Genomic DNA, 25912 nt, shown 5'->3' on the forward strand with positions numbered 1-25912 from the left:
AGGGGAAAATGGACCGTTACCTGCTCCCATTGCCTGCGCCTGTACGCCGTCCCGGGCGGGTCCGCCGAACCGCTGTCCGCAGGGTCAGCAGCGCCGCAGCCGGGTCGCCCGGTGCATACCGCGCCGCGTGGTAGGCCGCCCGCACCTCGCCGAGCTGTTCGCGCAGATCCGGGTGCCGGTCGGCCACGCGCTCCAGATAGGCGGTGATGGTCTCGCCGGGAGCCCGTGGGAGACCCAGCTTCGCCCCAAGATCGTGCAGGGCACGCGCTGCCGGATCTCGGGGCCGGGCCTGCGCGCGTTGCACCAGGAGTCCGGGTAAAAAAGCCAGCGCCAGCAGCACCGGGAGCACCATCAGATACGGCGCGCTGCCTACCCCTCCCAGCCCGGCGCGGGTCAGCAGGTCGCGCTGCTGGGCTCCGTCATAGCCGACCACCCAGTCATTCCAGCGGTTCTGGACTGCATCAAACCTGAGCCTGAGCTGCGCGGCTGGGCCGGGTTCCACCGCTGCAGTGGCCTGTGGGCGCGTGAGGGCCGTGCTCAGGTTGGCGTTGACACGCGCTGGGGCGACCACGGCGGTCGGGTCCACCCGCACCCAGCCCCGGTCCGGCAACCAGACCTCAGTCCAGGCGTGGGCATCCTGCTGGCGCACGATCATGTAGCCGCCATCCGGGTTGATCTCGCCGCCCAGGTAGCCGCCCACAATCCGCGCCGGCAGGCCAGCGGCGCGCATCAGGAAGGCAAAGGAACTGGCGTAATGCTCGCAGAATCCAGTGCGGCTGCCGAACAGGAAGGCGTCCACCCGGTTGACTTCCGGCAGGGTGGGCGGCGAGAGCGTATAGGTAAATTCCCCCTGGCGCAGATAATTCAGGGCGGCCTCAATGCGCCGTTCCGGGGAGAAATCCTGCCAGCTCTGCGCCAGTGCGCGGGCCCTGGGGCTCTGGCCTTCCGGCAAAAGCAGGTCGAAGGACAGCCGCTCCCGGTTTTCCGAGACGCCCAGCCGGGCCGGCCGGCTTTCCAGCAGATAGCGCCGCCGTGTTCCCGAGGGCCGGAAGGTTGCAGCCTGAAAGGAACTGGTCAGAACAGCCCCCTGCGGAACCCGGGTGGGGGCGTCCAGGGCCAGCAGCCAGGGGGACCCGTTGGGCTCCAGTGTCAGGCTGTAGGTCCACACCGGTCCGGTCGGTTCCACGCTCGGAGGCGGACCCGGCACGCGCACCTGTGTCCAGGTCACCCCGTCGTAGGCCTCAAACACCGGACCACGCCAGTAGCGGTGCTCAGGAGCTGGCACCGCGCCCTGAAAGTCGGCCCGGAATGCCACACGGTCGTCCTGGGCCAGATCACTGAATTCCCCGGCTGTAATCTGGTTGGCCAGCCCGGTCTGGGCGGGTCCTTGCAGGGGCAAGGTCCACAGCGGCCCGTCTGGCCGGGGGAACAACACGAAGAGTGTCACAGCAACAGGCGCGGCCAGTGCCAGCAGCCGGAGCGCCGGGCGCAGGGTCAGGGTTTTGGGCGGAGGCGCCACCCACAGCGCTGCGGCCGACAGCAGCGCCGCCACACTGAGCAGGGCATGAAGGGCCGTCAGAGGCCCCTGATCATGAAAAAAATGCGTTGCCGTAACGAACAGGCCCAGCAGCGCCAGCAGCCGCCCGTCACGTGGGCTGCGGGTTTCCAGGCTTTTGAGCGCTGCCAGCAGCGCCAGAATGGCGGTGCCGCCGTCTCGCCCCAGCAGGGTGCCGTACTGCGCATTGAGCGCCACGCCTCCCAGACCAGCCAGCAAACCCAGCAGCCACGCCGGCACCGGAGGCAGGGTCCGCCCCGTGCGCACAGCCGCATATGCCAGCAGCGCGAATGTCAGCCCGCTGGCCCAGACCGGCAAGCGCAGTACCAGCGGGAAAAGGGCCACCCCCAGGGCCAGCAGTGTGGCCCGCAGGGCCAGCCCGTCAGGCAGCGCAGGCTTCGGTGACCGCGGAGCCGACACAGGCTGCCCCGGCAGCGGCCTGTAGTGGGCCAGGGCAGTCTGAGCCGCCAGGGCATGGGCCTCGCCGCTGCCCAGTGGCAGATGCACTCCAGGCAGTTCCAGTGAAAACGGGGACCCTTCGGCCCGGAGCGCCTCGACCCAGGCAGCCATACGGGAGAGCCGGGCCTCGGTCTCCCCGGCCGTGTCGGTCCAGGCAAGGTGACGGGCCACACCCTGAGGGGCATCTGTTTCCCGGGTCAGCAACTGTCCGGTACGTGCTGCGTGCCGCCAGGAGATCTGCCGGGGAGAATCCCCCGCCAGGTATGGCCGCAACCCCGAAAAGTCCTCCTGTCCGGGTTGCCGTCTGCGCCCTTCTCCTGACCCAGCACGCTGCCGCAGGGGCGCAGGCGGCGCGCCCGATTCAGGCAGCGGAAAGACCGTCACGGCCTCCGGCACCTCCAGAGCCCCGCGTAATTCCCATAACCCCAGTGGATCAAGGACCGCGACCGGCACGGAGGTCAGCGTCAGCAGGCCACGGGTCGTTGCCGGCACGTACAGCACCGCGCGCGCTGTCTCTCCAGCAGGTACGCGCAGGGTCGCCTGTGCCAGGATTGCAGCGCCGTTCCGGAGCTCGATCCTCAGCAGTCCGGTGGGTCCGGAGGTATGGGCGCGCACCACAAAAGGCGCGGTCTGTCCGGCCACGCTGTGTGATGGCGGGTCCAGGTGCACCGTCAGCCCCCGAGCCACCCGGTTCAGTGGCGCAGCCGTCATGATCCACACGCCGCTGAGCAGGAAGGTCAGGCCATACCCCAGGCTGAGCCCGTAGTTCACGCAGCCGATCAGCGTCAGGACGACCAGCAGCAGAAACCCCAGCCCGAAGCGGGTCGGACGCAACGACAGGCCAGTCGTCATGCTCAGGGAATCGGCGTGTCGGCCAGCACTCGGGTCAGCAGGTCACCGACAGACTGGGATGGATCGCGCAGGGGGAGGCGATGGGCTGCCAGCGACGGAAACACGGCCTGCACGTCTTCCGGCAGCACCATGTCACGTCCCGCAAGGTACGCCCAGGCCCGCGCTGCGGCCAAAAGCGCCAGCAGAGCGCGTGGGCTCAGGCCAGCCTCGAACGCCGGATGTTCACGGGTCGCGCGGGCCAGCAACTGCAGATAGTCCAGCAGGGGCGGAGCAGCGTGCACAGCGTCCACCTCCCGCTGCAGACCTAACAGAACCGGTGCACTCAGCACGGCCGGCAATTCGCGCACGGTCTGGCTGCGCCCGCCGGTTTCCAGCAGATTCCGCTCGGCCCGCGGGTCCGGATAGCCCAGGGTTACGGTCAGCAGAAAGCGGTCCAGCTGCGCTTCAGGCAAAGGCGAGGTGCCCACGAAGGCCGCCGGGTTCTGCGTGGCAATAACGAAAAAGGGGTCAGGCAGGGGGCGGGTCACGCCGCCTTCACTCACCTGACGTTCCTCCATGGCCTCCAGCAGCGCACCCTGAGTACGAGGAGTGGCGCGGTTGATCTCATCGGCCAGCAGCACTTCACTGAACACCGGGCCCGGCTGGAAGCGGAAGGTGGCTGCGCCCGCGTCCCAGATGCTGACGCCCAGCAGATCCGCTGGCAACAGGTCCGAGGTGAACTGCACGCGCCGGAAGTGAAGCCCGCAGGTGCGGGCGAGCGCCTGGGCCAGGGTGGTCTTTCCCACGCCGGGCTGGTCCTCGATCAGCAGGTGCCCGCGCGCCAGCAGACAGGTCAAGGCCAGGCGGACCTGAGTGGACTTGCCCAGAATGACCCGGTCAAGCTGGTCCAGGGACGCGTGCAAAGCCGCGCGCGACGTGCCGGAGGCGGGGAAAGAGACGAGACGGGTCATGTCCTCTCAGCCTAACGGGTCCCCTCTGACAGATCGGCAACAGAACTACCGTCTTCAGATTTGCTCTGCACTGAGCTTTTTCGCACGGCCAGCTTCACGCCGATCAGGGCGCCCAGCAGGTCAAACAGCCAGTCGGTAATGCCGGCGTCGCGTCCTGGCACAAAAGCCTGGTGCACCTCATCAAAGGCGCCGAACCACACCGCGATCAAGAAGGCCGCAGCCCAGCTGGCCGTCGCCCGGCCCAATGAGTAGGCCAGAGCCAGGTAGGCCAGGGCGTGCGCGATCCAGTCAAACGGATGCCGCAGGGCTGGACCGGGGGTCTGCGACTGACTGCTCAGCCACCATATGGCGGCCATAATCAGCAGTGCAGGCACCCACCAGCCGGGGCGAGGCTTCCGGTGCCGTGGCCGTGCCGTCAATGCCGGCTCACTTCCTGATCGCTGGCCAGCCCCTCTTCCTGCCGGGGAACCGGCCCGTGCTGAGGGCCACCTTCCGGGTGCTCCACCAGTTCAATCAACGTGCCCTGGCCCCACTTGGGGTGCAGGAACGCCACGCGTGTTCCGGCGCGGCCAGGAGTGGGCTCGGGGTTCAGGAAACGGGCGCCGTCTGCCCGCAGGCGGGTCATTTCAGCGTCCAGGTCCGCGACACGGTAAGCCGTGTGGTGCAGCCCGGGGCCCTTTTTCTCCAGAAAAGTAGTAATGGGGCTCTCCGGACGGGTGGGCATCAGCAGCTCAATCAGCGTGTCGCCCACCTGAAAAGCGCGCACCCGCACACCCTGTGTGGTGACGTCCTCGTCGGGACCTTCCGGGTGCAGGCCAAGAGCAATATAGGGAGCAGAACCTGCATCCAGGTCGGGCGTGGCAATCGCCACATGGTCGAGCATCAGCGCACTCATGTACCTCAGGGTACGCCCCAGACGCACCGGCCGCGCGAAGTCGAATTCTCAGGCCTGGGTGGGCCTCGCACGCAGGTACCAATGGGCGACTGCGCGCATCACTTCCTTGGCCTCACCGTCGGTCACGCTGACCTGCAGCGTCAACCGGGCTTTACCCTCCTGCGCGTAGGCAGCATGCGCGGCAGGCAGTTCGGCAGGGTCGATCTCAGCGCGGGCCACCACGTTGCCGACGGCCCGGCTCACGTAATGGGTTTCCAGCTTTTCTATCAGCGGCACAGCCTGGTTCAACTGCGCAGTAAACGCACCGGCAAACGCTGCTCCACTGACCGCTTCTGCCAGTAGGAACTGCGCGCCGGCATGAATGGTCCCCAGGTGGTTGCGAAAAGGTGGTGTGTCAGCGCACTGGCCGGTGGCCCAGCCCACGCCCACATCCGTGATCTGCACGCCAACGGTGGCGTTCATGGGGATGGCGTGTAGGGCAGCCTTTACAGCGTCCACGGCAGGGGCAGGCAGAGCGTGTGCGGTCATGAAGACAGTGTGCAGAATTTTTGAACCGAGTTCAAGCAAGGGTGGCATCCCCCGACTGCTTCAGAGAGACCCCGATCGTATGCAGCGGCGCGAAATCCTGTTGCTTCAGCTTCCTCTGCACCCGCAGGGCGGCCTCCAGCTCATCGGCGTCAATGATTCTCAGTGCCTGTAACCTGCCAGTGGCCATCTTTCTGCACCTCGCAGGTGGGGATGACGTTCAGGTACAGGTGGTTGGTCCAGGGAAAGCCATCTTCAAACCCAGAGCCGGCGCAGATATCGGTGTAGAACCACTGTGGCTCACCAGACCCGTTCAGGATCACCAGCAGCACGTGTTGAGCTTCCTTAGGAACCAGATATAACCATTGGAACCCGGAAACCAGCGAGGGCTTTTGCCGCCCACACAGCTCTTCGAGATGGGGCGTTTCAACATGATGGATCTGAAAATCCACCAGCCACCCGGAATCCGAATCACACTCTGTTCGCCCTGTATGTTCCGGAAGAACTTCAGATCATCGCTGCCCTTACGCTTCACGAGGTTACGTGTAGGGGTCTTCCAGATACCGCCTCAAAATGGCCAGAAGCGGGTATGTCCCGTCAATCAGGGCTGCCTCCACCTTCCGGGCATGTGCCCAGGTAGCGTCAGCATGTGCGGCTGTAACGCGCCCGTCCTGAACAGCCTCGTCCAGCTCCTCGCCGTCGATGATGTGGGTTTCGGTCACCTGACCCGCGCGCTCCGGCTCCACTTCCCAGTTGCCGATGACATCCAGGTACAGGTCATCAATCCAGGGCAGGCCATCTTCACCTATCCCCTCGCCGCCATGGACATCAACGTACAGCTGTAAGGGAATGCCGTGTTCATCGAGCATTGCGGTAAGCGCATCACCCATCACAGCTTCGCCACCGCCAGTCGGGTGCACACGGACCCAGCGGTAGCCGTGGTCCAGCACCCGGATCACGCGGTCACCGAAGGCCACGTCCAGCGGACGCACAACCTCATGCGCCGTGAAATCGACGATCACGTGACCCGGCAGGTGCAGCACCACCTGTTCGTGCCGCACCGCCCGGGGCCAGGCGCGCAGGTCGTGAATCTTGCGTTTCATACCGGTCAGCATAGGGCGGGCCGCGCAGAATGGCAGATGAGATATGGCGCCGCGGACTTCCTCCGCGGCGCCACCTCCAAGTTCAGAACTGAGCTCAGGCCAGCTGTTTCAGCGCCTGCAGCATCAGATCACCTTCTACCGCCTGCACCCTGGTCTTCAGACTTTCCAGCGTATCGCCGGGCAGCACCGGCACGCGGGTCTGGGCCAGCACCGGGCCCTCGTCAATGCCGGAAGTTACCAGGTGCACGGTCGCGCCGCTCTCGGTGTCTCCACTGGCCAACACCGCCTCGTGGACCCGGTCACCGTACATGCCGCGTCCGCCGTGGCGCGGCAGCAGGCTGGGGTGGATATTCACGATGCGCCCGGCGTAATACGACAGCAGCCGGGGGCCCAGCTCGCGCATGTAACCGCTGAGCACCAGGGTATCGACCTGCGCCTGAACGAAAAAATCCAGAATGGCCGCGTCCAGCGTGTCAGGATCAGGCACCCTGGCGCTGCTCAGGTGCGCTGAGGCGAGCCCGGCCTCGCGCGCCCAGGCCAGAGCTGGTGAGCGGCTGTTGTTGCTGAGCAGCGCCACCGGCGTGGCATTGAGCTCGCCCGCCGCGCAGGCCGCCGTGATGTGCCGCGCGGCGCTCCCACCATGCGAGGCAAGAAATCCGATTCTCACGAGGACTGAGCGAGTTCCTGCAGCAGGTAGGCGCTGGTCAGGATTCCGTTGTGGTAGTCCTGGAGGGCAAAGCTCTCGTTGGGGCTGTGGGGCGCGTCCTCGTTCAGGCCGAAGTCCACGAACAGCACCTCGGTCTTCAGGATGTCGCTGAAGGCCGCCACGATCGGAATGCTGCCGCCGGTGCGGGCGAACACGGCGTCCCTGCCGTACACGCGGTGCAGGGCGCGGTTGGCCGCCTGAATTGCCGGGCTGTCGGTCTTGAATTTCACCGGCTGACCGCCGTGATGCCCGCGCACCTCGGCCTTCACGCCGGCTGGGGCGATCTGCGGCACGTACTCCTTGATCAGCTGGGTGATGCGGTCGGGGTCCTGCCCCGGCACCAGACGCATGCTGACCTTGGCCCCGGCCTTCGCGGCGATCACGGTCTTGCTGCCCTCGCCCTGGTAGCCGCCCCAGATGCCGTTGACGTCCAGCGTCGGCCGGCCCCAGATGCGCTCCAGCACGCTGTACCCTTCCTCCCCAGGCAGGGCAGGCACGCCGATGGACGCTGCAAATTCCTCGTCGCTGTGTGGCAGCGAGGCCCACATGGCCCGCTCCTGCTCGGTCAGTTCTTCCACGCCGTCGTAGAAGCCGGGAATGGTCACGCGGCCCTGCTCGTCCTTGAGTCTGGCGATGATCTCGCACAGTGCATTGATCGGGTTGGGTGCCGCGCCGCCGTAGCTGCCGCTGTGCAGGTCACGGTTGGCGCCCTGCACGTGAATTTCCACGTAGCTCAGGCCGCGCACGCCGTAGGTGATGGTCGGTACGTCAGGGGCAAAGCGGCTGCCGTCGCTGATCACGATCACGTCGGCCTTCAGCTCGTCCTTGTGGGCCTGCAGGTAGGGAATGATGCTGGGACTGCCGATCTCCTCCTCGCCTTCAAGCAGGAATTTCACGTTGACCGGCAGTTCGCCCTGCGAGAGCAGCAGTTCCACGCCCTTGACGTGCGCGAAAGCCTGCCCCTTGTCGTCGGTGCTGCCGCGCGCATAGATGCGTCCGTCCCGCACGGTGGGTTCGAAGGGCGGGGTCAGCCACTCTTCCAGCGGAGCTTCAGGCTGCACGTCATAGTGTCCGTAGATCAGCACGGTGGGCTGGGCCGGGTCTGTCAGGCGCTCGGCGTACACGAGGGGGTGACCGGGGGTCTGATCCACCCGGGCCGTGAAGCCCAGGGTGCTCAACTTGCGCTGCAGCCATTCGGCAGCGCGAACCACCTCAGCCTTGTACGCGGGGTCGGCGCTGACGCTGGGAATGCGCAGCAGGTCAAACAGTTCCTCCTGCGCCTGCTCACGGTTCAGGAGGGTAGCCAGATCTGGATTGGTCATGGCCCCGATGATACGGCGAGCTGACACAGAGCTGTCCGGACCGGCTGGCCTGCGCGGTGCTGCCTTCGCGCGCCACATTCACGCGGCGGACCGGTCAGAAACCTTGCGGCAGGTATACTCAAGTCAACTTATGGCCTCTGACCCCAAGCATCGCCCGGTGTACGTCATTTCGGTGGCGGCCGAACTGGTGGATATGCATCCGCAGACCCTGCGGCTGTACGAGCGCAAGGGCCTGATCCGCCCTGGGAGAAGCAACGGCAAGACGCGGCTGTACAGTGACCGGGACATCGAGCACCTGCGTGAGATCCGCCGCCTGACCCAGGAACTGGGGGTCAACCTCGCGGGCGTCGAGGAAGTCATGCGCCTGCAACACGAGCTTGATGACCTGCAGGGCGAGTTCGAGGCGGAAATCGAGCGCATTGAGGGGGAACTGCGCGAACAGCAATCGCGTCCCAAGGCCCTGCCAGCCCCCGACGGTCAGATGGACCCCAAAGACCGCCCGGTGTACGTAATTTCCATCGCCGCCGAACTGGTGGATATGCACCCGCAGACCCTGCGGCTGTACGAGCGCAAACAGCTGATCCGCCCTGGGAGAAGCAGCGGCAAGACGCGGCTCTACAGTGACCGGGACATCGAGCACCTGCGCGAGATCCGCCGGCTGACCCAGGAACTGGGCGTCAACCTCGCGGGCGTCGAGGAGATCATGCGCTTGCGTCACGAGCTCGACGGCGCCAAGTCCAGCCTGGAAGGCAACGTGCGCCGATTGCAGGAGGACATCACCGACCGCATGACCCGCTGGCGCACGCTGCCTTCCGGCACAGATGAGGATCCGGAACAGCCCGGCAAGGATGAGCCCGCCGCGGCGGGTGACGTCAGCCAAGGACGCTGAGTGCCGCAGCTGGGCCTGCGGGTCGGCGCCGGGGTAGCCGTCGTGGCCAGGGGGCAGGTGCTGCTGATCCGCCGGCATGACAATGACTGCTGGGATCTGCCCGGCGGCGGGGTCTCGGCAGGCGAACAGGTAGAAGCTGCTGCCTGCCGGGAGCTGTCTGAGGAGACCGGCCTGAGGCTGGACGTGAAGAACGTTACACTGCTGGGTGTGTTCAGTGGCCTCCAGCATCGGCACACCTATCCGGACGGCAATACCGTGGACTGGGTGACGGTGGTGTACCACGCACCCCTGAACTGTACCCCCGCGGTCCGGGCTGGAGACGACGCGGCCGAGGCGAAATTCTGGCCGCTAGATAATCTTCCGCAGCCGCTGGCGACAGCGGCACCCTTCTATCTCGAGGCCCTGTCTGACGCCCGGGGAGCTTCTCTTGAGTGAACTGTGGGTGGTGGGAGACATACACGGCGCGCTCGACAAGCTGCGCTTCATGCTGCGCTCTGCCGGCCTGATCGACGCTCAGGGTGCCTGGTCCGGCCGCGACGCGCATCTGGTGTTTCTGGGCGACTACCTGGACCGCGGCCCAGACGGCGCAGGCGTGGTCCATCTGGTGCAGGCGCTCGAAGCGCAGGCTCCGCAGGATGGAGGACAGGTGACCGCCCTGCTGGGCAACCATGAGGTGATGTTTCTGGCGGCCATGCGCTTCCAGGCGCAGGACCCCAGAGACTGCCTGGGCTTCTACGAATACTGGGCCCAGAACGGCGGACTGGAGCGCGACGCGGCTGGTCTGGACGGGGACGATCTGGCCTGGCTGTCGGCGCGGCCGGTGCTGGGCCGGGCTGGGCCCTGGCTGCTGATGCATGCCGACAGCCGCATGTACCTGCGCTTGGGTGGCGCCGTCGAGTCGGTCAACGCCCGCGTGACCTCACTCCTGTCGGAACTGAACGCCGATGCCTGGGGCGAATTTCTGAATTCCTTCACCGAGCGCCATGCCTTTGTGCTTGCCGGGGGTGAGGAAGTGGCCGCCCGGACGCTGCGCACCTTTGGGGCGCTGAGGCTGGTGCACGGTCACACCCCGGTCTATGTCCTGCGTGACGAGCACCTGCATGGTCCAGCGCGCGGTGCCGGAATGCCGCTGCTCTACGCGGGAAATCAGGCGCTGGCCATGGACAGCGGCATGGCCTATTACGAAGAAGCGGGATTTATTGCGCGCCTGAGCACCTACGGGCTGGCTGAAGTCGTGTCCGTGGACGAACGGGCCTGAAGCCCTCAGTCTGAGCGGCGTACCCGCACCGGGCCCAGCACCTGATAGCCCTGCCGCCGCAACTCGGCCCGGAGATCTGTCTCGTCCAGGTACCCGTGCAGTGGACGGACCTCCAGCGTCAGGTCACCCAGCCTTGCCACCGGCCATACCCGCACTTCCCAGTCATGGAGCGTGGGTGCTTCCAGGGTGCCCCCCGGCGCGGCGACTTCCATGACCCAGCGGCCGAACAGCTGTTCGTCACGCTGTGCTTCCTCTTCAGCGCGGGCCAGGAAGGGTCGGGGGTGAACGGCTGGCTGACAGGTGGTCATGGCTTCACAGTGCGCCCGCAGAGGCTGATCAGGACATCGGTACGAAGCCGCGCAGCTGAGAGCATGTATCGGCTTTGCCGATAGGGAGGAAGTCAGCCCCCACCTAGAATGAGGACATGACCCGCCGTGGCCTTCACGCTCAGCCCACCCTGTCGCAGCTGCGCGCCCTGCTGGCGGTCGCCGATGCGGGCGGGTTCTCGGAGGCGGCAGCGGATCTGGGTGTGTCGCAATCCAGCCTCAGTGAAGCGGTCGGCAAGCTTGAAGAGCTGGTCGGGCGACCGCTCCTGCGGCGCGGACCGTCAGGCACAAGACCGACACCAGCAGGCGAGCGTGTCCTGCCTCATGCCCGCCAGGCTGTGCAGGCAGCCGGGGACGCCATTCTGGCCGCGCAGGATGACGGCTCGCTCAACGGCAGCCTGCGGGTCGCATCGTACCGGTCGGCCGCCACGCACCTGCTGCCAGCAGCCCTGGCCGCCTTCCGGGACGTTCATCCCGGAGTAGGAGTCAGTCTGATCGACTCGGAAAGCGAGTCGTGTGGCGGCGGCATCCGGGCGGTGCTCTCGGGCCTCTCTGACGTGGCTGTGGTTGTGCAGGACGAGACCACCCAGCTTCACCTGACGCCCCTGGCCCAGGATGAATACCTGTTCGTGGCGCCTGCTTCGCGCGGTACCCATCCAGTGAAGCTGTCCGAACTCAATGCCCAAACCCTCTACCTGCCCCCGGAACGCGACTCGTGCCACCAGCGGGTGTTGAGCTACCTGGCCAGTGAGGGCATAGGGACATCCGCGGTCTCCCCTATCACCCAGGACAGCGTGACGCTGAGCTTGGTGAGCCACGGTCTGGGGGTGACCATCATGCCGCGCCTGGCGCTGCAGCCCCTTCCGCCGGGGCTGGTAGCCCTGCCGTTGCCGCAGCCGCTGATGCGCCCGCTGGCCCTGGCGGTGTTGCCGCACCGGGCAGGCCTGCCGGTCATCCGGGCCTTCACCGCTACGCTTGTGAGCTCGTTGCGGTCCCGGAACGCACCCCGACCCGAGCTGACCGCCCAGGCCCACAGCGGCCCTCTGCTACACTAGCCACCATGACAGCCCTGTGTTGCCCCTCAACGCGGTAAGCAACGCTTTTTCGCTGCGCCGCGCCCTTTCCCTTGTGGACATGGCGCGGCTTTTTCATTGCCCATTCCTCTGCCCCCAAGGAGCGCCATGATTCCCCGTCCAGAATCCAGAGAACCGGACCCGAATATCTTCCTGTACGACACCCTGCAGCGCCAGAAGGTGCGCTTTACACCGACCACCCCCGGGCGCGTGGGCATGTATCTGTGCGGGCCCACGGTCTATTCCGACGCCCACCTGGGACACGCCAAAAAGGAAGTGGCCTTCGATGTGATCCGCCGAGCCTTTCTGCACCTGGGCTATCAGGTCCGTTACGTGGGCAACATCACGGACGTAGGGCACCTGCAGAACGACGCGGACGAAGGCGAGGACAAGATCGCCAAGCGCGCTGCGCTGGAGCAGCTTGAGCCCATGGAGGTCGCCGACAAGTACTTCTGGTCGTTCGTGCGCGATATGGAAGCGCTGAATATCCTCAAGCCCAGCATCAATCCGCGGGCCACCGGTCATATCACCGAGCAGATCCGGCTGATCGAGGAACTGATCGAACGGGGTCACGCCTACGAGTCGCAGGGCAGCGTGTACTTCGATGTGCGCAGCTGGCCGGAGTACGGCAAGCTCTCGGGCCGGAAGCTCGACGAGCAGGAAGAAGGCACCCGCGAGGTGGTACGTGAGGAAAAGCGCGACCCGCGAGATTTCGCCCTGTGGAAGCGCGCCGAGGCCGGCCACATCATGCGCTGGGAGTCACCCTGGGGGGTGGGCTTCCCGGGCTGGCACATCGAGTGCAGTGCCATGAGCCTGAAATACCTGGGCGAAGGCTTCGACATTCATGGTGGCGGCCTGGACCTGCAGTTTCCGCACCACGAGGCCGAGATCGCCCAGAGCGAGGCTGCCGGGCACGCATTCGCCCGTTACTGGATGCACAACAACATGCTGACCATCGGCGGCGAGAAGATGTCCAAGAGCAAGGGCAACTTCACGACCATCGCTGAGCTGCTGGAGAAGCATGATCCCATGGTGGTGCGTTTCCTGCTGGTGGGCAGCCACTACCGCTCGGTGACGGAGTTCAGCGAGGAAGCCTTCGAGTCGGCCCGCAACGGGTACCGCCGCCTGACCGAAACCCTGCACGAGGTCGGCCGCCGACTGCAGGGTGCTCCGGCTGGAGCCACCGAAGCTCTCGACGCCCGTGTGCAGGCGCATACCCACGCGTTCGAGGACGCTCTGCGCGACGATTTCAACACGCCCAAAGCCGTCGCGGCGCTGTTTGGTCTGACGGGCGATGTCAATGCGGCACTGGCCAGTGGCCCGGTCGGCCAGGACACCCTGAACCGCGTTCAGGAGGCCTATATGGCGCTGGGCGGTGGGGTCCTGGGCCTGTTCCACGCCTCTGCCAGCGAGCGTCAGGACGACACCCAGGTGGTGGACACCCTGATGGAACTGGTGCTCAAGGCGCGGCAGCACTACCGCCTGAGCAAGCAGTACGCCCAGGCTGACGAACTGCGCGACACCCTGGCGCGGGTGGGCGTGACCGTCGAAGACACCAAGGACGGTGTGCGCTGGAAACGCTGAGAGACGGCACACCCCCAGACTTCTGACCTCGTGGAATGCGCCCTGCCGGGCGCGTTTTCATTTCAGGGCGCCGAAGAAGGTAATCCTGCATTCACGTGTGCCTCACGCGCGCCCCCGGAGGGCAGGTACACTCGCCTCATGTTGCCGCCGCTGGTCAAGCAAGTGATGGATAACTTCAATTTCGACGTGGACCCGGAGCTCAGCCTGGAAGAAAATGTCGACGAGGTCATTAAAAGTGCTGCCCTGCTGTCGGGCGCCATTGCCGTCGAGCCGATTCCCTTTGCGGACATGCTGCTCATCACGCCGGTGCAGGCCAAGATGGTGCTGCACATCGGCAAGGTCTATGGCTTTGACGTGACGCCGGAGCGGGCCTCAGAGATTGCGCGTGAGCTTGGGGTGACCTTTGCCTACGGTCTGGCGGCGCGGCAGGTCATGCGTGGACTGGCCAAAATGGCCCTGCCGGTCATTGGCGGCCTGATCACCGCCCCAGCCGTATACGGCTGGACTTTTGCGCTGGGCCGCATGGCGCAGAACTACTTTGAGCGCAGGCGTGAAGGGCTGCCGCCGGTCTCGCGCATGGAGCAGGTCAAGGTGATTCAGGAAGCCAAGAGCCAGAGCCGCCGGGCACTGCCCAATGCCCAGGACTTCAGCGATCTGGCCAGCGAACTGCGCCGCCGCGCCGACGAAAAAAGCCGCAGCAGCAACGACCAGTCGCGCTGAAGGTGCCGGAGCGCAGGGGCCACGCTGTCATTACTTTGGCGGATGTGCCCGGCAGCCTCCCCGGCTTATGCTGCCGCCATGAACGTCACCCGTCATTTCAGTGACACGCGGGCGAATACAGGCCGCGTGAGGTTTCTCCTGCAGTCTGGACGCGTGCGTCTGGTGGCGGAAGGCGAGAGCTGGCAGCACCACAGCACCCACGGTAGCCTTCAGGACGCCGCGACCTTCCTGGCCACCGTGCCGAGACTCGATCACCGGCTGTACGAGCAGGCTCTGGCCGACCTGGAGCAGGCCCTGCTGTTTGAACAGCACTACGCTGCGTAAACAAGAGCAAAGGACGGGCCATGGAGCCCGTCCTTCCTTTTTTACCAGCAGCTTGTGGCCTGAAGCTTAACCCGCACCCACCGCACGGTCAGCCTCCGGGTTGGCCGCCGTCCGCTGCAGATAGGCGTCCACATCCGGACGCTCGATGATTTCAAAGCGGCTGTTGCGGATCACTGGCGTAAATCCGGCGTCCACAGCTATGCGGATCAGTTCACGCACGGTCACGCGGTGACGGTCATGGCCGGCGGCAGCTGAGACGACATTCTCTTCGAGCATGGTGCTGCCCAGATCGTTGGCACCGTAGTACAGCGCTGCCTGGGCGACCTTGAAGCCCTGCGCCGGCCACGACGCCTGGATGTTGGGCACATTGTCCAGCGCAATCCGGGCAATGGCCAGTTGCTGCAGGTATTCATGCGCGGTTGCCCCTGGGGCCTTGCCGTGCAGGCGGGTGTGCTCAGTCTGCAGGGTCCACATCGCAAAGCCGGAAAATCCGTTGCCCTGGTACTGGGCATGGGCGCGGTCCTGCTGCTCACGGATCTGGAGCAGATGCGCGGTGCGCTGGGCATAGGTTTCACCGAAGCCGATCACCATGGTCGAGATGGTATACAGCCCCTTGCGCTGCGCCGCGTCGATAATCCGGAACCAGTCGGCGCTGCGGATCCGCGCCGGAGCCGCCTTGGCACGCACGTCATCTTCGAGAATCTCGCCGCCCGCACCGGGGAGTCCGTCCAGGCCTGCTTCGATCAGGGTGTCGAGCAGTTCGTCCAGGCTCAGACCGAACGTCTTTTCCATGAACAGCACCTCTTCGGGCGAAAAGGCGTCGATACGGATGGTCGGGTGGTTTGCCTTGACGTGCCGCAGCAGCGAGGTGTAGTAGTCCAGACCCAGTTCAGGGTTGACGCCGCCCTGCAACAGGATGCGCGTTCCCCCGACCTCTTCGAGCTCACGAATCTTGTGGCTGATCTGCTCATGATCCAGCGTGTAGCTGTCGTCCTGACGGCGCGTGCGGTAAAACGCGCAGAAGTTGCAACCCACGTTGCAGATGTTGGTGTAGTTGATGTTCCGGTCGATCAGGAACGACACCAGCTGCGGGTCGCGGCGCTGCAGGCGCAGGCCATGCGCCACGGCCGCCACGTCCGGCAACGGCAGGTGGTACAGCGCCTCGATCTCGGCGGCATTCAGGCGTTCACCCCGGGCGGCCTTGTCCAGAACCCCGGTGTGGACGCTGAGAGCGGAAGCGGTCATACCGCCACGCTAGCACCCGCAGGGGGCGTAATTCGTCCCGGCATTCACCACCCCACGCCCCACCGGCCATGGAACACGGCAGTCCACTGCGCCCGTGACGCGTATGATGCCCGTTATGAGTCGGGTGGACCCTGGAAGCGGTTCCACCCCAGGAGGTTCTCCATGAAACTAGGCATGATCGGACTGGGCAAGATGGGTGGGAACATGGTATTGCGGCTGCTGGAAGGCGGGCATCAGGTGGTGGGGCACGACCGCAGTGAGGACGCCCTGAACAACATCCGCCAGCACGGCGCAAGCGGCACCCAGGACATGAACGAGTTTATTGCTTCGCTGGGCGAGCCCGGCACCCGCTCCGTGTGGGTCATGGTGCCAGCCGGAGCCATCACCCAGGCGGTGCTTGACGACCTGGCCGCTCGCCTTGCCCCCGGCGACATCGTGATCGACGGCGGCAACAGCAACTTCAAGGACACTCAGCGCCGCGCCGAGGAACTCGGTGCACGCGGGCTGCACTTCGTGGATGTGGGCACTTCAGGCGGCATCTGGGGCCTCAAGGAAGGCTACGCGATGATGATCGGCGGTCCCGAGGAAGCTGTGGAGCGGCTGCGTCCTATCTTCGAGACCCTGGCACCCGCGCCGGACCGTGGGTGGGGCCGCATGGGGCCCAGCGGCTCGGGCCACTACGTCAAGATGGTTCACAACGGCATCGAGTACGGCATGATGCAGGCCTACGCCGAGGGCTTCGAGCTGATGCAGGCCCACAAGACCTTCAACCTGGACATGGCCCAGATCGCCGAGCTGTGGCGCCACGGCAGCGTCGTCCGCTCCTGGCTGCTGGACCTAACCGCCGAGGCCCTGCAGAACAGCGCCGATTTCAATCAGCTGTCGGACTACGTGGCCGACAGTGGTGAGGGCCGCTGGACCATCATCGATTCGATCGAACTGGGCGTACCGACGCCAGTGATCACGCTGGCCACCCAGATGCGCTTCCGCTCGCAGCAGGAAGTCAGCTACGCCGGGCAGATGCTCAGCGCCATGCGCCGAGCCTTCGGAGGCCACGCAGTCAAGGTGCTGGAGGCGACCAAGCAGGAGAGTCTGGTGCCGGAAGTTCACGCCGGACAAGACCCACGGGCAGCAGCGCCCGAGAACATCGCAGTGGCAGCCGCCACCGCCCCCAGCGAAGGCCAGAGTGCCGAGCAGCAGCTGGGTGAGAGCGGCCAGCAGCGGGTCAAGGGTGAGGAATGACCACACCTAAAAAGCCGAAGGTCGGCGCCATCCGGACAGCTGAAAAGAAGGCAGGCACAGGCCGCGCAACCCCTGCGGCTGCCAGTGCAGGCAAAAAGAAAGCCGCGGCGCCCAAGGCAACCAAGGGCGCTGCGCCCGCCAAGGCAGAAAGCACACCTGCCAAAACCGGCCGTGCCACCAAATCCCGGTCCCGCACGCGCGTGCCAGCAGCTGCCACGGAAGGTCAGAATCCTTTCCGCGCAGGCATGCGGCGCAACCGCGCACCCGAACCAACCACTCTGGTCATTTTCGGGGTAACCGGCGACCTTGCCAAACGCAAGCTGCTGCCAGCGGTCTTTGGGCTGTGGCAGGACGGATTGCTGGGTAGCGCTTTTAACATCGTGGGCGTGGGCCGCCAGGAAATGACCGACGAGGCCTTCAAGGACCTGGCCATAAAAGCCCTGGAGGAAAGCAAGGAGACCGACGCGATCCAGCCCGGCAGTCTGGAGAAGTTCCGTGAACTGCTGTACTACGAGTTCGGTGAATTCGCTCAGGATGACGTGTATGACCGGGTCCGGCTGGAACTTGACCGCGCCCAGGAGGCTCACGGCGGGCGAAAGAACGCACTGTTCTACCTTTCCACCCCGCCCAGCCTGTTCGAGCCGATCAGCAACGGCCTGGGCCGTCTGGGGCTCTCTGAAGAGTCCGAGGGCTGGCGCCGCCTGGTGATCGAAAAACCCTTCGGGCATGACCTGGACAGCGCCCGCGAACTCAACGACACCATTCACCAGGTCTGGGACGAGTCGCAGGTCTACCGCATTGACCATTACCTGGGCAAGGAAACGGTGCAGAACCTGATGGCGATCCGCTTCGGAAACGCCATCTTCGAGCCGCTGTGGAACCGTGGGTACGTGGATCATGTGCAGATCACAGCCTCCGAGGACCTGGGCCTGGAAGGCCGCGCCGGCTACTACGAGGAAGCAGGAGTGGTCCGCGACATGCTGCAAAACCACCTGATGCAGCTGTTTGCCCTGACCGCCATGGAGGCCCCGGCGGCCTTTGACGCCGACGCCATCCGAGACGAGAAGGTCAAGGTGCTGCGCGCAGTCAAGCCGATCCCCAGAGACCGGGTGGACAGTGTGGCGGTGCGGGGGCAATACGGTCCAGGCACCATGTACGGCGAAAAAGTCCCGGGCTACCGTCAGGAGCCCAACGTCAAGCAGGGCAGCCGCACGCCGACCTACGTGGCCGTGAAGCTGGAAGTGGACAACTGGCGCTGGCAGGGTGTGCCGTTTTTCCTGCGCACCGGCAAACGCCTGCCCAAAAAGGTCACGGAGATCGCGGTGGTGTTCAAGCGGCCCCCGCTGGGCATCTTTCCAGGCGGCCTGGAGCGCAACGTGCTGGCCTTCCGCATTCAGCCGGACGAGGGAGTCAGCCTCAAGTTCTCCAGCAAGACCCCGGGGCAGGAAATGGTGCTGCGCGAGGTTGTCATGGACTTCCGCTACGACGCCTTCGGCGCCCAGCTCGAAAGTCCCTACTCGCGCCTGCTGCTTGACGCCATGGTCGGCGACGCGACCCTCTTTCCCCGTGAGGACGAGGTGGACCATGCCTGGCAGATCGTCTCGGGGCTGCTGGAGTCCTGGGATACCCCTGCCGGCCAGAAGGGAGCCGGGGGCAAAGACAGCGCCCCCGATTTCCCGAACTACACCGCCGGCAGCTGGGGCCCTGACGAGGCCGACGAGCTGATCGGCACCGACCGCCGCTGGAGGCGCCTGTGAAGGGGGCACAGACATGACATACGCCACGGACCTGCGTCCGCTGGGCCCGGTAGACACCACCGTGCAGGGCGCCCAGAAGGCCCTTGACGAACTCTGGTCCCAGACCCAGGTAGAAACGCGCGCCTACACGGGCAACATCGTGGCCCTGACTGTCCGGCGTCACCTGGAGCGCGTCGAGGAAGCTCTGGCTGGCCTGGAAGGCCGCTACGCCGGCCGGCAGATCATCGGCGTGATGGACGGCACCGACGACCTGCAGGTTCATGCCAGCCTCGTGCCGCAGAAAGGCGGCCTGTACGTGGAACGGCTGACCCTGAACGCCAACCCCGAGCAGTTGCAGGGTGCAATCCTGCCCCTGCTGCGCCCTGCAACCGTCAATCACGTCTGGTGGGGCGCAGACACGCAGCCAGCAGGCACACTGCTCTCGGAGCTGACCGAAATTGCCGATCAGGTGATTGCCGACAGCCTGTCGCTGGACATTCCTCCGGGCGGGCACTACGCGCTGGCCGACCTGGGCTGGAGCCGCAGCGCGGGCTGGCGTGAAGGTCTGGCGCAGGTGTTCGACAGTCCCGACGCCGCGCGGCGCCTTGCACAGGTTGACCGTCTGACAGTGTGGTACGCCGGACGCAAGGATCTGCCTGCGCGGTTGTTCGCCGGTTTCGTGGCCAGCATCCTGGGCTGGCCTGACCTGAGCGGGGTGACGTTCAAATCCGAGCGCTGCAAGCGTGAGCCCGGGGACCTGTGCGGCATCGAACTTGCCGGAGACAGCGTGCGCTTCAGCCTGCGCGCCACCCAGGGGGACTCGGTACGTGTCGAGGCCCAGTGGGATGGAATTCACCGGACCAGCGACGTGAACGTTCCAGCCATGACGCTGGCTGAGGGTCTGGCCCGCGTGATGGCCCGGCCAGAACGCGCCGAGGTGTTCGAGCGGGCCTGGACTCTGGCGCACGCCAGCCTGAGCACCTGACGGTAATCAAACCTTCAAAAGGAATCCGGCTGAGGTGAAGCTCAGCCGGATTCCTTTCTTTAAGCCTGCCGTGCTCCTGCTCCCTGACCGGGCCGCGGCACGGCCGGGCCATCACCCTGCAGCTTATGACGCAGATGAGCTGCGCACCTGAAGTCCCTCGGTGCTGATCAGGGCCGCGCCAGCCTCCAGCCACCGGGCATAGCTCTCGTCTGCCTGTTCCAGCCCCAGACCCCAGGTCGCGTCGGTGATGACCGTGACAGGAATGCGTCGTTCCTGCGCCAACAGCCCTTCCACGGCCCCCTTGACACATACGTCACGTGCCACACCAACGACGTAGACCTCAATGGCGCCGCCCAGTTGCTCACGCAGCGCACGCACGAAAGCATCAGCTGCCGCATTGCCCTCGAACACACTGAAGCGGCTCTTTTGAACAAAGACAGGCCGCTGCTCGGCAACAGCCTGGCGCGCAATCTCACGGGCATCAGGTCCGGTGGCGTCACGCTGCAGAATCAGCGGGTTCTCAGGGCGGATCTCGCTGATAATCTCCGCGCCCTCACGTTCCCGCGCGTCAGAGGAAAGCCCCATGCAGTGCGGTGGATAGGTTCCCCGGGCTGCGTCCGGAGCCATGGGGTCAATTTCAGCGTCACCGATGTGATGCCAGTCACCGGTGTACACCAGCGCGTCACAGTGCGCGCGCATCCACTCTGTCGCCCGGATCAGGGCCGGAACAATCTGAACGGCGCCCGGATCCTGACCGCCATCAAACAGGTTATGCACATACAGGCGCCCGCCCTGATCCGCTGGGCGCATGAAATCGTTCTGGACATCGACAATCCAGCCGACGCGTTGAAGGGACAGGTTCATCACTCAATTGTCCACCTTTCGAGCCAGGATGGCACGGGTCATTCAGCGTCAGCACGGGCGGCCAGGCTGAATCGGGCGCCGAGATGAGTGCGACAAACCGATGCAAGCCCGACAACACACTGAGCAGCTCAGGAACCTGACCTGACTCCTGCATGTGTGTCTTGAACCTCCATAAGCGATGGCCCGGAAGTCCCTCTGTCAGCACCCAGCCGAGCTCAATCAATGTGTCTGTACGTAGCACACCATCACCTGCTACGAAATGGCAATTCCGCCACGTTCTGCAGTAGTCCGCCCCTATAGTTCGCGCCGGAGGACAGTATGAAACGATCAACCATCACTCTTTTTCTCATTACAGTGGCGAGTTCCCAGGCGACCGGTACGCAGGCGCAGAAGCTCTCGCCGCTGTATGACCAGTACATCCAAGCAGCAGCTCAGGTCCAGACCCGTGAACGAGCTCATGAGGATCTGAGGTTGCTCACCAGAAGCCTTGGACGGTCCTACAACAAGGCTGAAACAGCCAGCAAGGCCTACGTGTGTGCCATCTATCTGGAGGCATATCTGAAAGTACACCCAACACTGGCCAAAGCTGATGCAGGGATGTCGGACTTCGATGGTACCTATCAGGAACTTCAGGAGGACTGCGAGACCTGGTGGCATGAAACGTCGACTGATCTCGCTGACGAGAGCAACGCCGCACGGTATATGGCTGACATCAGCATCAGCGACCTGATCATTGAAGGTGGCAGCAAGCAAAAACTGGCCGAGCAGACACGGCAGGTCAGCATGGGCCACCTTGGGTGGCCTATGCTGGCGTCCACTATTCAGCTTGAACTGCTGCTTACCCGTTACCCGTCCTACCGGAATCAGCGCCTTGAACTGGGGTCTACCCCAATCGGCACCGGTGCCCGGGTCCTTGCCGATTCGCAGGCGGCGCTACAAACCAGCATGGCAGGGTTTGCTAGAGGCGCGCAGCAGCGCAGGGATACAGCCGCTGCCGAGGCTGACAAAGATACGATGTCTATTGTCAATCGAGTCCTCAACGCTTACACGGAAATGCTCACTGAATACGCACGTGCCGAGTCCCTACTCAAGCAAAAGCAGTTCAAGGAAGCCGGAGACAGCTTCTATGCCGTCGGGAACAGCCCGTATACCTCACACCTGGGTGAACAGAGCAAACTTCTGGAAAAGAAGATCAGGAAACAGGTGGCTGTAGGAGGTAAAACCATGTCATTTGACGAGTTGGTCAATGTGACCTTCGCTCTGGCACAAAACGCCAAAGCCAGGGGTGCAGATACACGCGACATGGAAAATAAGGAGTTGGCACAGCTGCGCGCAGCCTGGCGCCAGGCTGCCACCAGCAGCCTGAAAGGGGACAAGCTGAAGGTGTACCAGCAGGTAGGCCGGCCTGATTCAGTGATCCCCCAATACCAGCTGAGCAACTCCAGAATCAAGGAATCAGTCGCGAAAATGGTAAGTGCCAGCGCCTGGCATCACTACAGCTGGCAGACCCGGTCTCCGCAGTCCTTCTCATGTTCCGTGACTTACTTTTTCAATGGCAATAAACTGACAGGAGCACGGATCACAGCAGACCCGGCGTATATCGACTTTACGAGGGACTGCCAGAACCGGTACCAACTGAAATAAGGCGGCTTCGTCCGCTCCAGCATCCCGGACAGGTTGCCTCCATGGCGACCTGTCTTCGCTTGTGGTCTGTGTTGCAGCCAACTCCTGCGGAGGCGCGCCATACTGCCCCGCATGAACGCCCACGAACTGCTGCCGGACCTGGCCATTGCGCTGGGTGCAGATGCAGTGGGCTGGGCGCCGGCGCAGGTGCCCGCTGCGGCAGCCCAGGAATATGCCGGCTGGCTGGACGCGGGGCGGCACGCGGGCATGAGCTACCTGGAACGCCAATTGCCTGCCCGCATGGACCCTACGAGCCGGCTTCCGGGCGCCGCAAGTGTGCTGGTGCTGGGTGTGTCTCACGCCTTCGAGGAGCCGGCAGCGCCAGCGGGGGGTATCCGGGTAGGGCGCGTGGCGCGCTATGCCTGGACCCCCGATTACCACGATCAGTTGCAGCCGGTGCTGACCCGTCTGGAAGCGGAAGCGGCGAAGCTGGGGGTGCGGGCCAAGGGATACGTGGACCATGGACCGGTCATGGAACGGCTCTTTGCTTCAGAAGCGTTTCTGGGCTGGCGGGGCAAGTCCGGCATGAATATCAGCACCCGCCTGGGGGCCTTCGTCACCCTCGCCGTAGTGCTGACCGACCTGCCCTTTGAGGCCGAGGCACAAGCACACCCGGACCGCTGCGGACGATGCACGCGCTGTGTGCTGGCGTGTCCTACCGCCGCTATTGGTCCGGACCGGGCCATCGACGCGCGGCGGTGCGTGTCCTACCTGACCATTGAACACCGTGGGCCCCTGCCGCCCGAACACCGCACCGGCGTGGGCGACTGGCTGTTTGGCTGCGATGTGTGCAGTGAAGTCTGCCCATGGTCCGCAAAGGCTGGACCCCTGGCAAAGCTGCTGCAGCCACACGCAGACCTGGCACACCCGGACCTGAGTGCCTTTTTTGGTGTCAGCGAGCGAAGCTTCGAGCGGCAGTTCGCAGGCACAGCTTTTCTGCGTCCACGCCGCAAGGGAATGGCCCGCAATGCCCTGACGGTGCTGGGGAACACCCGTGACCCGCGCGGTTGGCCGCTGCTGCTGCTGGCCCGCGAGGACCCGGCCTGGGAGGTGCGGGAAGCCGCGGCCTGGGCGCTTGGTCAGTGGGATGAGACCGCTCACGCCTCGGTGCTGCTGGCCGATCCGCATGAAGCGGTTCGGGTGTCCGCTCAGCGCGCCCTGGGCGAAACAGATCCCGGGCCCGGTCAGCTTCAGCACCCAGCCGTACATCTGTGAAGCCTGAATGGACTTTCAGGGACCCGGCCTCACCTGGCACTCGCTACCATAGGACTCACATGCGCCCTGCCCTGGTCTTCCTGCTTCCAGTCCTTCTTATGGCGGGCTTTTCCTGCGCCGAACCGAACACCCCTGCGGTGGTCAAGCCCAGCATTACGGCGCGCTATCCCCATGACCGCGCCGCGTTCACCCAGGGCCTGCAGTATCTGGGCCAGGGCATCCTGCTGGAAAGCACCGGTCAGGTGGGCGCTTCCGGAGTGCGCCGTGTGGAACTTGCGACCGGCAAGGTCATTCAGCAGACTCCCACCCCCGTCGGTACCGCGTTTGGGGAAGGCGTCACCAAGCTGGGAGACGTGGCTTATCACCTGACCTGGCAACATGGGCTGGCCTTTGCCCTGGACGCCCGGACCTTACGGGAGGTCGGACGTATGCGTTACACCGGCGAGGGCTGGGGACTGACCAACGACGGCCGGCATCTGATCATGTCCGACGGCTCGAGCACTCTGTTCTGGCGTAATCCCAAGAATTTTGCCATAACGCGCCGGGTACAGGTCACCGACGAGAACGGACAGCCAGTCAAGAACCTCAACGAGCTGGAATATATCCAGGGCAGCGTGTACGCCAATGTGTGGCTGACCAGCCGCATTGCAAGAATTGACCCGAAAACAGGCAAGGTCACGGCCTGGATTGATGTTACGGCGCTGGCTCAGGAAGCCAGTGCGCTGGCAGCGCAGCGCGGCCAGCCCCTGACTTTCGATGATGTACCCAACGGCATTGCCTTCGTGCCGGAGCGCGGCACCCTGCTGCTGACCGGCAAACGCTGGCCAGTGATGTTTGAGGTCAGGGTTCCTGGTCTCAAGGCCAGGAAAGCCGAGCCTGATCCCCAGCCGCGCCCGGAGACGGCTCCCAACAACTGAGAGGCCGGGAGCTTAAGGTGACGAGGACGTGCAGGGCAGCCAGCGTTCCACGGCTGTCCAGATTTCCCTCGCCAGTTCATCCACGCTGCGGGTAGCGTCCAGCACAAGGAACCGGCCAGGCTCTGCTGCAGCCAGGTCCAGGAAACCCTGCCGCACACGCTGATGAAAGCCGAGGTCCGCGCGCTCCAGCCGGTCAGCCTGACCGCGCGAGGCGACACGCTGAAGTCCCAGGGCCGGGTCCAGGTCAAGCAGCACCGTCAGGTCGGGAGTCAGGCCCCCGGTGGCCTCACGGGTGAGGTCGCGCAGCAGCCTGACCGGCAGCCCGCGGCCTGCACCCTGATACGCCAGGCTGGAATCGAAGTACCGGTCGCAGATCACAGTGTGTCCCTGTGTTAGCGCCGGCCGGATGACATGGGTCACCAGTTGCGCCCGGCTGGCGCTGTACAGCAGGAATTCCGGCAGGGGGTCAATGCTCAGGTCCGGGTCAAGCAGCACCTCGCGCACGCGGGTGCCCAGCGGTGTACCACCGGGTTCACGGGTCACCGTGTGCGGCACGCTCCGCTCCTCCAGACGGGCCACCAGGCGGGCAATCTGGGTGCTCTTACCGGCACCTTCCGGGCCCTCGAAGCTGATGAACGGCGCGCCGGCTTCAGGCCTGCTCCCTATCACAGGCCGGTGGGGTGGTGCAGGAACTGCCAGGGCAGGCCGAACTCCTCTTCAATGCGCGCAGCCAGAGCACGCACACCGAAGACTTCAGTTTCGTAGTGTCCGGCGTACACGACGTTGACTCCGTATTCGAAAGCGTCGTGGAAATGCTTGTGCTCAGGCTCGCCCGTCAGCAGAGTGTCCAGGCCCATCGCGGCCGCCTCCGCCACACGGTCGGCCCCGCTGCCGCTCACGATGCCCAGGCGGCGCACGGTGGGCGTGCCTCCGCCATGCACCAGGCAGATCTCGCCGGTGAGCTTCTGCACCCGGTCAGCAAAGTCCTGCAGGCTCTGCTCGAAAGGCAGTTCGCCCGCCAGACCCAGGGTGTGCCCGGCGAACTGACCGAACGGCACCGTGTTTTCCAGGCTCAGGGCCCGCGCGATCATCGCGTTGTTTCCGATCTCCGGGTGCGCGTCCAGGGGAAGGTGGGCCGCGTAAAGGTTCAGGTCGGCCATCAGCGCGCTGCGCAGCCGGCGGCGATGAGGTCCAGTAACGGCCAGCGGCTGGCCCCAGAACAGACCGTGGTGCACCAGCAGCAGGTCGGCTCCACTGTCGGCGGCATGTTCGAGGGTCTTGGCACTGGTGTCCACGCTGGCGGCCACCCGGCGGATGACCTCGCTGCCTTCGATCTGCAGACCGTTGAGGCTGCGGTCGGCTTTGGTAAACGTGTCGAGGTTCAGGAAGTCGTTGAGCCAGCGTACGAGTTCTGCGCGGCTCACCTCGCCACGGGGGCGTGAGGAGACATCAGGGATCAGCGTCATGTCTGGCATTCTAGGCGC

At 64.9% G+C, this 25912-nt stretch carries 27 protein-coding genes; 13 read left to right on the top strand and 14 right to left on the bottom strand.

The window, feature by feature from the left end; genetic code table 11:
* Positions 1–16: 16 nt before the first annotated feature.
* The 9 genes from DEIDE_RS09390 to DEIDE_RS09430 all read right to left on the bottom strand — a co-directional run bounded on the left by DEIDE_RS09390 (position 17) and on the right by DEIDE_RS09430 (position 8367).
* A complete protein-coding gene (locus tag DEIDE_RS09390) occupies positions 17–2866 on the bottom strand; it encodes a transglutaminaseTgpA domain-containing protein (RefSeq protein ID WP_012693720.1) in 2850 nt (949 codons plus the stop codon).
* Positions 2867–2868: 2 nt separating this feature from the next.
* Positions 2869–3816, bottom strand: coding sequence for an AAA family ATPase (locus tag DEIDE_RS09395; protein ID WP_012693721.1), 948 nt, complete (start codon positions 3814–3816; stop codon positions 2869–2871).
* Between the two features lie 11 nt (positions 3817–3827).
* Positions 3828–4172 (bottom strand): VanZ family protein, encoded by a 345-nt coding sequence (locus DEIDE_RS09400; RefSeq protein WP_049760520.1) that lies wholly within the window; start codon positions 4170–4172, stop codon positions 3828–3830.
* Positions 4173–4231: 59 nt separating this feature from the next.
* The gene (locus DEIDE_RS09405; RefSeq protein WP_012693723.1) at positions 4232–4711 is read right to left on the bottom strand and encodes a VOC family protein; all 480 of its coding nucleotides are present in this window, start codon (positions 4709–4711) and stop codon (positions 4232–4234) included.
* 48 nt (positions 4712–4759) lie between these two features.
* Positions 4760–5239, bottom strand: coding sequence for a DUF4442 domain-containing protein (locus tag DEIDE_RS09410; RefSeq protein ID WP_041227541.1), 480 nt, complete (start codon positions 5237–5239; stop codon positions 4760–4762).
* Positions 5240–5388: 149 nt separating this feature from the next.
* Positions 5389–5688: a DUF402 domain-containing protein gene (locus tag DEIDE_RS18450; RefSeq protein ID WP_012693726.1), complete on the bottom strand. Its 300-nt coding sequence runs from the start codon at positions 5686–5688 to the stop codon at positions 5389–5391.
* 87 nt (positions 5689–5775) lie between these two features.
* Positions 5776–6339, bottom strand: a complete 564-nt coding sequence (locus tag DEIDE_RS09420) for a DUF402 domain-containing protein (protein ID WP_041227542.1) — start codon at positions 6337–6339, stop codon at positions 5776–5778.
* A 94-nt stretch (positions 6340–6433) separates the two neighbouring features.
* Positions 6434–7006, bottom strand: coding sequence for a phosphoribosylglycinamide formyltransferase (gene purN / locus DEIDE_RS09425; RefSeq protein ID WP_012693728.1), 573 nt, complete (start codon positions 7004–7006; stop codon positions 6434–6436).
* Positions 7003–8367 (bottom strand): dipeptidase, encoded by a 1365-nt coding sequence (locus tag DEIDE_RS09430; RefSeq protein WP_012693729.1) that lies wholly within the window; start codon positions 8365–8367, stop codon positions 7003–7005. The genes purN and DEIDE_RS09430 overlap by 4 nt, the downstream gene beginning before the upstream one ends.
* A gap of 130 nt (positions 8368–8497) precedes the next feature.
* Here DEIDE_RS09430 and hspR point away from each other — a divergent pair, with 130 nt between their 5' ends.
* From hspR to DEIDE_RS09445, 3 genes are read left to right on the top strand one after another with little or no spacing between them, the layout of a single operon-like run.
* Positions 8498–9256: a heat shock protein transcriptional repressor HspR, fused homodimer type gene (gene hspR / locus DEIDE_RS09435; protein ID WP_012693730.1), complete on the top strand. Its 759-nt coding sequence runs from the start codon at positions 8498–8500 to the stop codon at positions 9254–9256.
* A complete protein-coding gene (locus DEIDE_RS09440; protein WP_012693731.1) occupies positions 9257–9691 on the top strand; it encodes an NUDIX domain-containing protein in 435 nt (144 codons plus the stop codon). It begins immediately after the preceding gene.
* Positions 9684–10514, top strand: a complete 831-nt coding sequence (locus DEIDE_RS09445) for a metallophosphoesterase (protein ID WP_012693732.1) — start codon at positions 9684–9686, stop codon at positions 10512–10514. Before DEIDE_RS09440 ends, DEIDE_RS09445 begins: the two co-directional genes overlap by 8 nt.
* Before the next feature lie 5 nt (positions 10515–10519).
* Here the strand turns inward: DEIDE_RS09445 and DEIDE_RS09450 are convergent, their stop codons facing one another.
* Complete coding sequence (locus DEIDE_RS09450; protein ID WP_012693733.1) at positions 10520–10822, bottom strand: hypothetical protein; 303 nt, start codon at positions 10820–10822, stop codon at positions 10520–10522.
* 116 nt (positions 10823–10938) lie between these two features.
* On the opposite strand from DEIDE_RS09450, the gene DEIDE_RS09455 reads away from it, so the two are divergent.
* From DEIDE_RS09455 to DEIDE_RS09470, 4 genes are all read left to right on the top strand, one after another.
* The gene (locus tag DEIDE_RS09455; RefSeq protein ID WP_012693734.1) at positions 10939–11895 is read left to right on the top strand and encodes a LysR family transcriptional regulator; all 957 of its coding nucleotides are present in this window, start codon (positions 10939–10941) and stop codon (positions 11893–11895) included.
* Positions 11896–12021: 126 nt separating this feature from the next.
* Positions 12022–13497: a cysteine--tRNA ligase gene (cysS, locus tag DEIDE_RS09460; protein ID WP_012693735.1), complete on the top strand. Its 1476-nt coding sequence runs from the start codon at positions 12022–12024 to the stop codon at positions 13495–13497.
* Positions 13498–13635: 138 nt separating this feature from the next.
* Positions 13636–14217, top strand: coding sequence for a YcjF family protein (locus DEIDE_RS09465; protein ID WP_012693736.1), 582 nt, complete (start codon positions 13636–13638; stop codon positions 14215–14217).
* A gap of 78 nt (positions 14218–14295) precedes the next feature.
* Positions 14296–14541 (top strand): hypothetical protein, encoded by a 246-nt coding sequence (locus DEIDE_RS09470; protein WP_041227545.1) that lies wholly within the window; start codon positions 14296–14298, stop codon positions 14539–14541.
* A gap of 66 nt (positions 14542–14607) precedes the next feature.
* Here DEIDE_RS09470 and mqnC read toward each other — a convergent pair whose 3' ends face one another.
* Positions 14608–15786 (bottom strand): cyclic dehypoxanthinyl futalosine synthase, encoded by a 1179-nt coding sequence (mqnC, locus tag DEIDE_RS09475; RefSeq protein ID WP_012693738.1) that lies wholly within the window; start codon positions 15784–15786, stop codon positions 14608–14610.
* 162 nt (positions 15787–15948) lie between these two features.
* On the opposite strand from mqnC, the gene gnd reads away from it, so the two are divergent.
* The 3 genes from gnd to DEIDE_RS09490 are packed head-to-tail and all read left to right on the top strand — an operon-like array spanning position 15949 to position 19749.
* Positions 15949–17028, top strand: coding sequence for a phosphogluconate dehydrogenase (NAD(+)-dependent, decarboxylating) (gene gnd, locus DEIDE_RS09480; RefSeq protein WP_012693739.1), 1080 nt, complete (start codon positions 15949–15951; stop codon positions 17026–17028).
* Complete coding sequence (gene zwf / locus DEIDE_RS09485) at positions 17025–18785, top strand: glucose-6-phosphate dehydrogenase (RefSeq protein ID WP_012693740.1); 1761 nt, start codon at positions 17025–17027, stop codon at positions 18783–18785. Before gnd ends, zwf begins: the two co-directional genes overlap by 4 nt.
* Positions 18786–18798: 13 nt before the next feature.
* Positions 18799–19749 carry a glucose-6-phosphate dehydrogenase assembly protein OpcA gene (locus DEIDE_RS09490; protein WP_012693741.1) on the top strand — a complete coding sequence of 317 codons (951 nt, stop codon included), beginning with the start codon at positions 18799–18801 and terminating at the stop codon, positions 19747–19749.
* 123 nt (positions 19750–19872) lie between these two features.
* Here DEIDE_RS09490 and DEIDE_RS18025 read toward each other — a convergent pair whose 3' ends face one another.
* Positions 19873–20613, bottom strand: coding sequence for an isochorismatase family protein (locus DEIDE_RS18025; RefSeq protein ID WP_012693742.1), 741 nt, complete (start codon positions 20611–20613; stop codon positions 19873–19875).
* 318 nt (positions 20614–20931) lie between these two features.
* Between DEIDE_RS18025 and DEIDE_RS09500 the strand changes: the two genes are divergently transcribed.
* The 3 genes from DEIDE_RS09500 to DEIDE_RS09510 all read left to right on the top strand — a co-directional run bounded on the left by DEIDE_RS09500 (position 20932) and on the right by DEIDE_RS09510 (position 24428).
* Complete coding sequence (locus DEIDE_RS09500; protein ID WP_041227201.1) at positions 20932–22257, top strand: hypothetical protein; 1326 nt, start codon at positions 20932–20934, stop codon at positions 22255–22257.
* Positions 22258–22368: 111 nt separating this feature from the next.
* Positions 22369–23511 (top strand): tRNA epoxyqueuosine(34) reductase QueG, encoded by a 1143-nt coding sequence (gene queG, locus DEIDE_RS09505; protein ID WP_041227202.1) that lies wholly within the window; start codon positions 22369–22371, stop codon positions 23509–23511.
* A 59-nt stretch (positions 23512–23570) separates the two neighbouring features.
* Positions 23571–24428 carry a glutaminyl-peptide cyclotransferase gene (locus DEIDE_RS09510; RefSeq protein WP_012693745.1) on the top strand — a complete coding sequence of 286 codons (858 nt, stop codon included), beginning with the start codon at positions 23571–23573 and terminating at the stop codon, positions 24426–24428.
* 12 nt (positions 24429–24440) lie between these two features.
* Here DEIDE_RS09510 and tmk read toward each other — a convergent pair whose 3' ends face one another.
* Together tmk and DEIDE_RS09520 are read right to left on the bottom strand one after the other, a co-directional pair.
* Positions 24441–25097 (bottom strand): dTMP kinase, encoded by a 657-nt coding sequence (gene tmk, locus DEIDE_RS09515; RefSeq protein ID WP_012693746.1) that lies wholly within the window; start codon positions 25095–25097, stop codon positions 24441–24443.
* Positions 25094–25894: a Nif3-like dinuclear metal center hexameric protein gene (locus DEIDE_RS09520; protein WP_162485437.1), complete on the bottom strand. Its 801-nt coding sequence runs from the start codon at positions 25892–25894 to the stop codon at positions 25094–25096. The genes tmk and DEIDE_RS09520 overlap by 4 nt, the downstream gene beginning before the upstream one ends.
* Between the last annotated feature and the right edge of the window lie 18 nt (positions 25895–25912).

Source organism: Deinococcus deserti VCD115 (assembly GCF_000020685.1).
Lineage (GTDB): Bacteria > Deinococcota > Deinococci > Deinococcales > Deinococcaceae > Deinococcus > Deinococcus deserti.